The 8,477-nt window shown below is 66.6% G+C and carries 8 protein-coding genes; 1 reads left to right on the top strand and 7 read right to left on the bottom strand.

The window, feature by feature from the left end:
• Positions 1-341: 341 nt before the first annotated feature.
• From TR46_RS37115 to TR46_RS37090, 6 genes are all read right to left on the bottom strand, one after another.
• The gene (locus TR46_RS37115) at positions 342-1,067 is read right to left on the bottom strand and encodes a dienelactone hydrolase family protein (protein ID WP_042411503.1); all 726 of its coding nucleotides are present in this window, start codon (positions 1,065-1,067) and stop codon (positions 342-344) included.
• Entirely contained in the window at positions 1,064-1,801 is a 738-nt protein-coding gene (locus TR46_RS37110) for a class II aldolase/adducin family protein (RefSeq protein ID WP_042411499.1), read from the bottom strand. Before TR46_RS37110 ends, TR46_RS37115 begins: the two co-directional genes overlap by 4 nt.
• Positions 1,802-1,927: 126 nt before the next feature.
• Entirely contained in the window at positions 1,928-2,656 is a 729-nt protein-coding gene (locus tag TR46_RS37105) for a class II aldolase/adducin family protein (protein ID WP_084719259.1), read from the bottom strand.
• A 54-nt stretch (positions 2,657-2,710) separates the two neighbouring features.
• On the bottom strand, positions 2,711-4,465 hold the full coding sequence (locus TR46_RS37100) for an ABC transporter permease (RefSeq protein ID WP_042411485.1): 1,755 nt from the start codon (positions 4,463-4,465) through the stop codon (positions 2,711-2,713).
• 186 nt (positions 4,466-4,651) lie between these two features.
• On the bottom strand, positions 4,652-5,767 hold the full coding sequence (locus tag TR46_RS37095; RefSeq protein ID WP_042411480.1) for an ABC transporter substrate-binding protein: 1,116 nt from the start codon (positions 5,765-5,767) through the stop codon (positions 4,652-4,654).
• A gap of 149 nt (positions 5,768-5,916) precedes the next feature.
• Entirely contained in the window at positions 5,917-7,359 is a 1,443-nt protein-coding gene (locus TR46_RS37090) for a Rieske 2Fe-2S domain-containing protein (RefSeq protein WP_161790277.1), read from the bottom strand.
• A gap of 190 nt (positions 7,360-7,549) precedes the next feature.
• Here TR46_RS37090 and TR46_RS37085 point away from each other — a divergent pair, with 190 nt between their 5' ends.
• On the top strand, positions 7,550-8,041 hold the full coding sequence (locus tag TR46_RS37085) for a nuclear transport factor 2 family protein (RefSeq protein ID WP_042411474.1): 492 nt from the start codon (positions 7,550-7,552) through the stop codon (positions 8,039-8,041).
• A gap of 272 nt (positions 8,042-8,313) precedes the next feature.
• Here the strand turns inward: TR46_RS37085 and TR46_RS45500 are convergent, their stop codons facing one another.
• Positions 8,314-8,466 carry an IclR family transcriptional regulator domain-containing protein gene (locus tag TR46_RS45500; RefSeq protein ID WP_369406034.1) on the bottom strand — a complete coding sequence of 51 codons (153 nt, stop codon included), beginning with the start codon at positions 8,464-8,466 and terminating at the stop codon, positions 8,314-8,316.
• Between the last annotated feature and the right edge of the window lie 11 nt (positions 8,467-8,477).

The following is an 8,477-nucleotide window of genomic DNA, read 5'->3' as shown; positions in this document are numbered from 1 at the left end:
TCGGTTACCTCGTACTCGCGGCCCCTGTCTTCGACTCGAACGGCAAGACCATCGCAGTGCTCTCAGTAAACGTCACAAACCCGCAGGTAGGCGCCGACAAGGCGCTCAGTGAGTTCCTTCCCGCGCTCCAGGAGCACGCCGACCGGATTTCCCGCCTGACCTGAGCAGCCTTCACCCACCCGAAGGCCGACGCTGCTTGCCGCAGGCCAGGCACCGCTGCAGTGCTTCGGCGGCAGGGAGGGCACTGCCGGAGTCGACACCGTCCGGTGGGAGGTCGCTCGAACCGGTGCCCGCCGCCACAATCGCTGCGGCCTGGGCACCGGAACCGATCGCGTGTGGGGTCAGCAGGCAGGCAGATGGCGGTTGAGGAAGGACCAGGTCCTTTCCCAGGCCACAGGTGCTGCGTCCGCCTCGTACAGGTGCGGGCGGGCGTCGCAGGCGAAGGCGTGGCCTGCCTTGGGGTAGACGTGCTGCTCGAAGTCGGCACCGGCCGCGGTCAGTGCCGTCCCGATCGCGGCGACATGGTCGCCGGGGATGGTGGGGTCCTCGTCGCCCACGTGCAGCAGCATGGGTGCGTCCAGGGACTTGGCCCGGTCCAGGACGGCATGCGGACCGGCGGCGATGCCGGGGCCGTAGAACACGACGGTGGCGGCGAGGTCGTCGATCGCGGTGGCAGCGGTGAACGCGGCTCTCCCGCCGAAGCAGAATCCGACCAGAGCAGTGCGTGCGTCGGGGATGTTCTCGTTGTCCGCGAGGTGGGCGAGCACGGCGGAGACGTCCGTGGTGATGAGGTCGGGGCCGATGTCGCCGATCAGGGGCATGGCTTCGGCGTGCTGGTCGTAGGCGAGGGTGCCGACGCCGTTGCGGTGGAACAGGTCCGGGGCGAGTGCGAGGAAGCCCCGACTGGCGAAGCGGCGTGCGATGTCCTGGATGTGGTCGTTGACGCCGAACGCCTCTTGGAGGACGACGACCGCACGGTCGGCCGCGAGACCCTGCGGACGCGCCGTGTAGGTCCGCATCGGGCCGTCGGCGGTGGGCAGGGTGATCCATTCGCTCGTGTTGCTCATGGGAGGTAGTCCTCGTCCTTCCAGTTGGGGGGTTCATTGACGTCGGCTGACTTGCGCAGCAGATAGCGCCATCCGGCTTCGAGTTGGTGCTGGGGCCAGCACAGTGCGCGTTTGGCGACGGCCTCGGCCGGATCGGAGTGCACGGTCACATGGCCGGCGGCCATGGCGTCGAGCTGGGTGCGGCAGGCTTGTTCCAGGAGCACGGCGTGCATGACGGCGGCGCCCACGGTGATGCCCGCGGCGACCAGGCCGTGCTTGGGCATGAGGGCAGCGGGCGCGTCACCGATCGTGGCGGCGAGCCGCCGGCCCAGCTCGGGGCCGGCGATGAGGCTGCCGGTTTCACGGAAGCGGGGCACATCTCCACCGCCGAACAGGGCGCCCTCGTGGGAGACCGCCAGCAGGGGAGTGCCCAGGGACGCGAAGGCCACCGCGGCTCGGGCGTGCGTGTGCACCGAACACTGCAACTCACTTCGGGCGCTGAGCACTTCGAGGTGGATCGGGCACTCCTTGTGCGGCTTGCCCGATCCGGCCAGGACTTCTCCGTCGAACGAGACGAGTTGCAGTCGATCGTCCCGGACCTCTTCGAGTCCCCAGCCAGGGGCCTTGATCCAGATGCCCCGTCCTTCCGGGTCGCGCACCGCGACATGTCCCCAGATCATGTCGCCCTGTCCCGACGCGGCGAGTGCTCGGGACGCGAGGACTGCTTGGCGGCGCGCCCGCTCCACGGCCGTCATCCGTTCATCTCCTGGCGGCGACATACCGGTCCCGGACTCAGGGTCACCGCGCGGTGGATGCGCCGTTGGATTGCCCTCATTGTTCCTCCTTGAGTTGCGTCGGCCGTGGGGCCGCATTTCCGTCAGTCACTGGGCGCCGTCGAGCCCGACTTCGGCGAGCCACAGGTTCCAGCCGCGCCGGGCCGCCGGGCTGTCGGGGCCCAGATCACGCCCGCCGGCGCCGCTGACGCCGGCCATCTCCGCCGCGGACATCGCGACGACGGGTCCTCTCATCTGACGGGCGGCGAGCAGTACCCGGGCGTTGCGCGGCAGGTTCACCGCTGTGCTCACGGTTCTCAGGACCGAGGGCCCGCAGGACACGAAGCCATGTCCGCGCATGAGGGCCATGGCGTTGTCGCCGAGGGTGTCCGCCAGATCGCGCCCGTGCTCGATCGTGGTGACGAGCAGGTTCGTGCCGTCACCGAATCCGGTGCGGATGTCCCACCGCGGCACCTGTGTGCCGATGTCGCTCACTCCCCGGATCACCGCCTGAAAGGGCTCGCTGGTGATCGTGAACGGGAGGATCTCCTCGGTGTGGGCGTGCAGGACGCAGTTCACGTCCGGGCGGGAGGCATAGATCGCGGCGTGGATGAAACGCTCGAGATACGGCGGCCGGCTGTCGCCGTCCATCGCTTCGCCTTCGAGGTCGAAGCGCATGATGTCGTTCTCGCCCACCTGACTCGCGCTCAATGACCGCGAGAGGTAGAAGGCCTTGGCGTCCTCCGGGTCGCGGGCGCTGATGTGCCCGTAGGCGTTGAGCACCTGGTGGTGCGCCAGGATCCGGTTTGCAGCCACGAGATCTGCGACTACCGTCATTTTCACTTTCCTGCCTGTCTTCTGTTCCGCAGATTCCGTTCTCGGTTGCTCCGCTCACATCTCGCCGGGGTTGCTCCGTGCGAGCCGCAGGTAGAGCAGTGCGAGAGGGGAGACGATGATGAGCATCAGCACCGTGATCATCGCGGCTTGCCCCTGGTTGCCGCCCGACCAGAGGTTCCAGACCGTGACCGAGAGCGTCATGTTGTCGCGCGAGAACATGATGAGAGGAACCGTCAGGTCACGGAACGACAGCACTGCCAGCCATAGCCATGCACTCTGGAACGTCGGCCGGAGCAGAGGTGCCAGCACCCGTCGAAATGTTGTCAGGAGACTCGCTCCGGAGACCGCTGCCGCCTCCTCCAGCTCCGGATGGATCTGCATCAGGGCGGAGTTCGTCATGCGCGAGCCGAAACTCACCGCGACCAGTGACATGAGGATGACCAGCAGCAGCAGCGAACCGTAGAGCCCCCACGACTTGGGGAGGACGAACAGCGAGAGCAGGAACGCCCCCATGCCGAGGATCAGGCTGGGCACCGCGTGCGGGATGAACGCGACGTAGTCGAAGACGGCGCGAAATCTGTACTTCGAGCGAATGGTGATCCAGGAGAAGACGGTGCTCCAGATCAATGCGAGCGTCGGCACCGCAAGCATGATGATCACAGTGTTGACCACAGCGGTACGCACCAGGGACCACGGCAGCTGGGTGAGGTTGTCCAGGTTGATCGAGGAGAAGGCGGCTGCCGAGATGGGCTGCTGCTGGGGCAGCAGCGCCGACCACAGAACCCCCAGCAGGGGCATGACCGTTGCGACGAGGATGTAGGAGCCGAGGAAGACCCAGGCAGCCCACATCCAACGTCCCAGTGCGACGACTGAGGGCTTGTAGTTCTTACCAGTGATCACTCGGTACTGGTTGGCTCGCCGCAGGACACGCGAGTAGGCCCAGCTCAGCAGGGCGCCGATCAGGATCATGAACGTGCTGAAAGCGGCGACCAGCCCGTAGCGGGGGAACCCGACCTGGGGGTTCACGTTGTAGAAGAGGAAGGTGCTGAAGGTGAACTTCCGCGCGGACAGGCCGATGATGGCGGGGATGTCGAAGGCGCCGAAGGCGATGATGGCCACATACAGTGTCGCGGCGAGGATGCTCGGCCAGGACAGGGGCAGGGTCACTCGGCGCATCTGCTGGAGGAAGGTTCCGCCGGCGGTGCGCGCGGCCTCCTCGAGCGACTGGTCCATGGTCTTGAACGTTGCCGAGGTCATGGCGAACACGACCGGCGCCAGGCTGAGACCCTGGACGAAGCCCATCCCCGGAATCGTCACGACATTGAAGGGGCCCGACTTGGTGTGGAACACCGAGGCGAACAGCTCGTTCACTATGCCCACGTGCGGATGGAACATGATGAGCCAGCCCATGGCCACGAAGAAGCCCGGGATCAGCATGCCTACGACGAAGAACGCGTGGACGATCGATTTGCCGGGCAGGTCGGTGCGCTCGATGATCCACGCGGCGGGCACGCCGATCAGCACCGAGGTCACCGTCGCGACAGCCATGTAGATCATGGTGTTGCCGATCGCCTGCAAGGCGAACGTACTTTCGAACAGGTCGCGGAAGTTGGTCCAGGTGGCCGCTCCGCGGATCCCGTTGGTATTGAAAGCGACGACTACGATCAGCCCGAGCAGCGACAGGATCGCCAGCGCGATGACCGATGCGGCGACGAGCAGCCCGGCGGGCCCGATCGACCATGCGCGACGTGCTCGAGTGGCATCCGGCGGCGCGGCGAGGCTCTCCGGTGGGTTTTGGGTCAGGGTCATCGGTCCTCCTTGGTGAGGTGGTTCACCGTCACCTTTGATCTCGTCCTGTCGAAGGGTGGAGGCGGCGGTACGCCGGCGCTCGCCTCCTCGTGGGCCTTGGCCTCGGCGGAAACGCTCAGTCCTTCGCCCACCACCGCCTTTGCGTTGCGCGGATGTGCGAGCGGATCCGCCCGCACATCCCCACCGCTACTTCGTCCCGGTCAGGATCGAGACCTGGTTCTGGAGATACGCGGTGCTGGGCCAGTCCTTGTCGGCCAGGACAGCATTGAGGTCCCAGTCGTGGAACGTGACGCCGTCGGCCTCCCGCGCGGTGACGAGCTTCGCTATGTTCGAGCCCTTGACGAAGACCGAGTCCCCGGCGGCGACGTCCCACAGCGTGTTCTGCGCTTCGCGGGTCATCAGGTAGTCGGTGAAGAGTTCAGCGGCCGCAGGGTGTGCGGAGTTCACCGGGGTCCCGAGCATGTACTGCGTCAGCATCGCCGCGTCGGACGGGATCACGTAGCGCAGGGCACCGCCCTCGCGCATGTTCTTGAGCGTGGTGCTCTGGTCGCAGTCGAATGCGAGGGCGTCGAACTCACCGTTCAGCACACGGTTGTCCTCGGTGCAGGGGATGAGGCCACCGAGTTGCTTGGTGAACTCGGTGATGTAGGACAGGGCCTGGTCCTGGCCGATCGTCGCCGCGAAGTTGGGGAAGTTCGAGGCGTACGGCGTACTCGCGACGCGTCCCTTCCACTGCGGGGCGAGAAGATCCTGCATCGACGTCGGCGGTTTGGTGACCTTCTTCGAGTTGTACGTGATGACCGGGATGCTCGTCACCACGGCGACGGCCACCCCGCCGCCCTGTACGGCCTGCTTGGGAACGTCTGTCGCCCACGACCAGTCCTGGGGCTTGAAGACGGTCTCTCCTCCTCCGAGCAGCGTCCGGTACGTCGCCGGATAGGCGATCATGATGTCACTCGTGGAGTTCTGGCCCGCCTGCACCTCCTGGTTGAGGGAGGCCGCCATCTGCGCCTGGGAGGGTCCGGGGGTGAAGGTCACCTTGAAGTTGTCGGGCAGTCCGAAGTGCTTGCGGAAGCCTGCGGCCAGCTTCGGGATCCCCTTGGTTCCGCCCAGGACCCCTTCGCCCCAGACGAGGTTCAACTGCCCCTCCTGCTTGGCCTGCTGGATCACTTGGCTGAGGCTCGCCCCGGTGAAGCCCGCGCTTGCGCCGGCCGACTCGGTGGAGGAGGAGCATGCTGCGGTGGCCATGACCATCGCGAGCGCGACCAGTGCGGTGGTGGCCCGGACTCGTCTGTTGATCATCAAAAACACTCCATTCTGTACATCGGTCGGAGGTCGTCCGGGCACCCCTGTGCCCTCTGCGACCGCGATGTGTGGTCCGGCGGCTCTGTACGGGTTCTGATCTGGGTCGGTCGCCGATGCAGTGCTTCGGCTAGCTGCGGAGTGCGGGCCTAGGCCCAGGCCGTGTCGAGCGGCTCGCCGCGGTCGAACGCGTCAAGGTGCCGACGCCACATGCGCCGGACCTGAAGGACTCCCTTGTCCGATTCGCCGAGCCGCTCGTTCTCCCGGTCGGCCAGGCGCCCCATGCCGACCTGGGCGACGTGGTCCTCGAGGTTGACCAGGTCGGGGTGGTCCAGGAAGTCGGTGATGGGCGCCTTGCCGGCGATGATCAGTTCGGCGGCGTCGATCGCGGAGATGAGGGGCTCCCGTCGTGCGGCGACCTCCTCCTGCCTGCGCTTGTGTGCGACGACGCCTTCCGGGGTCAGGAAGTGGCCCATGACGCCGAAGCTCATGTGGACCTCGTCGTCGATCGGAACGCGCCAGGCGAACTGCTCGAGCAAGCCGTTGCGGCCGGCCACGACCAGATGCAGTGCGTTGGGCATCAGGAAAGTGGCCCGGTAGGGGCTGTTCTCGTCGATCTCGCGGGTGTGGATCAGGGACCTCCCACGGCGCACAGTGATCGGCGTCTGGTGCGCCGCAGCCGGCGAGAAGCCGTCCTTGGTCCGATTCGGGTCGGACGAGAGCCGGTGAGTGTAGGGCACGTGCGCGTGGTCGACGCCGTTCTCCACGTTGGAGAAGAAGTTGCACCGCCGCGTGTATTCGAGCGGCTCGATGACCGCGGCGGTTTCGAAGTCGTGCCCGTGCTCGCGTGAGAAGCCCGCCAGGTCCGGGAACGGCGGCTCGGTGCCCTCTCCCAGGAAGACGAAGATCAGCCCGTAGGCCTCACGGGTCGGGTACGAGCGCACCGACGCCTTCTGGACCAGCGACTCCGACTCACCGGGGGCCTCCAGGCACCGCCCGTCGGCCCCGAACTTCCATCCGTGGAACATGCACCGCAGGCCGTCCGCCTCGACCGTCCCCACGGACAGCACGGTCAGCCGGTGAGCGCACCGCGGTGCCAGCACAGCGGCCCGTCCGTCCCGACCGCGGTACAGCGTGAACTGCTCCCCCATCACCGTCAAGGGGTGGGCGGTCCCGTTCGGAACGTCCCGCGACTTCTTGACCGGCTGCCAGTAACTGCGCATCAGACGGCCGGCAACCGTGCCGGGCCCCGTGTAGACAGGGTCCTTGACTTCCTCTTCGTCCCCCGTGACCTCATCGTTGGTCATGTTGTTGGCGATCGCAGTCACAGACGGATCCTCCTCTGCTGCATGGGTGGGGGCTCGCGGGCCATGCGAACTGCGGCTGTCGTTGTACGCATGCCGTACGCAAGCCCGTATGCGTACATCGGACCCCAGGAGGAAGGCGGCGTCAAGAGATTGTGCAAAGTTGATTCCTGCGACAGGTGCGGTCGGCCGGGTCGAGCAGCCGAGCCCGGAACGCCCTGGTCGGGACACGTCACTGCTGGCCAGTAGCCATCCGGTCGGGCTGGAACCGCCATGGTCGTACTGCATCGCCATTGAGTGCCGACAAAATCGTTGACATTTTTGTCGACCGGCATCTAGCGTCGTCCGACGAGGATCCGTCGGCCGTCCCCGGCCGGCGACGGAGCGCGGCGCGCGGATTGGCGCGCCCTGCCCTGGCGGGCAGCCTGAATGTGCAAGCATCCGGTTAGTACCGGCACACATACGAGGGGTCGTACCCGTGGAACCCGCCGCCGTCACGACGAATGGGAGTGCGCCCGTCGAGGAGCAGCTTCGACGGCTCAGCGACCGAGTCGCTGTGGCAGAGCTCCTCGACAGGTACGCCAAGCTGTTCGACGAACGGAACTTCGACGAGGCACTCCCCGCTCTGGTCACGCCCGACGCCCACATCGAACTGCCGCCCGGTGAGCACTGGGGCGTCGAGGGCATGGATGCCTTCCACGCGGAGACCATGACCCCGTTCGGCCCCACCCAGCACATCTTCGCGAGCCACCTGATCGACCTCGACGGCGATCGTGCCCGCTTCCGCGCCAACGCCCACATCACCCATGTCCTCCTGCCTATCGGGAGCGACGGAGATCCGGACAATCTCTTCGTCGTCGGTGCCGTCCTGACCGGTGAGGCCATTCGCACGCCTGACGGCTGGCGGATCCACAAGGCCGTACTGGATGCGGTCTGGCGTGAGGGCGACTTCGGCCCGCGCGAGGATTGACCCGCTCGCGGACAGGTCGGCGCGGGTCGGCGAAACCTGCCCTGTGTGAACTTGCGGACACCATTCGACCTCGGCTACGGCTCGGCACCTTACGTTGCCACCCAGTCGTCCTCCACCAGCGCGAACGCCTCCTCGAGCAACGAAGCCACGACGATGCGACCGCCGTCCCCATGGACCGCGTCGCCACCGAGCACGAGCGGATAGGCGCTCCCCCGCCTGCCGGGGCGGTGACCCACAGGGACATGGTCTGTTCGACCAACACTCCACTGGATTCAGGTCAGGCGGGAAATCCGGTCGGCGTGCTCCTGGAGGGCGGGTAGGAACTCACTGAACGCCTTCTCGCCGCTCACTCTCGGACTGTTCGCATTCACAGAGAGCGCAGCGATGGCTTCGCCATGCGAGTCGAGGACGCCGACCGCGATCACCACGAAACCAT

Source organism: Streptacidiphilus carbonis, from assembly GCF_000787775.1.
Lineage (GTDB): Bacteria > Actinomycetota > Actinomycetes > Streptomycetales > Streptomycetaceae > Streptacidiphilus > Streptacidiphilus carbonis.
Note: the sequence above shows the minus strand (reverse complement) of the source record. Positions and strands in the feature narration are given on the sequence as shown.